Origin of the sequence: Vibrio sp. SG41-7 (assembly GCF_014164465.1) — a bacterium.
Taxonomy (GTDB): Bacteria; Pseudomonadota; Gammaproteobacteria; order Enterobacterales; family Vibrionaceae; genus Vibrio; species Vibrio splendidus.
Genome location: NZ_JACJFF010000374.1, coordinates 1 through 331, shown reverse-complemented (window position 1 = coordinate 331; position 331 = coordinate 1). Strand labels below are relative to the sequence as shown.

Genomic DNA, 331 nt, shown 5'->3' with positions numbered 1-331 from the left:
ACCAACCGCCGCCGAACCATGCTTAGAGCATTATGTTATGACGGCTCTGGCTTCTGGTTAATCAATAAACGCCTGAGCAAAGGCCGCTTTCAAGATTGGCCCCGTCATCACCAAGATGGGGTGACTCCTGTCGCCGCGAAGCAGCTTAAAGCTCTGTTGATGGGGCTGCCTGGCTGGCAAAAAGTATGACCGTACGCACACTATTAACCCTTAAATTATCGATCCTCACGATCATGTTGACCGATCCCACAATGCTGGAATAATTGAGCGCATCAGCACTGCAAGCCAGCCGACAGGAACTTAAATGGCGCAAGACTTTACCGATATTGAC

At 50.2% G+C, this 331-nt stretch carries 1 protein-coding gene; it reads left to right on the top strand.

Annotation, left to right across the window (positions count from 1 at the left end):
• Positions 1 to 189: IS66 family insertion sequence element accessory protein TnpB (gene tnpB / locus H5300_RS27185; protein ID WP_182797403.1), on the top strand; the 189-nt coding region annotated here is incomplete at its 5' end.
• Positions 190 to 331 lie beyond the last annotated feature (142 nt).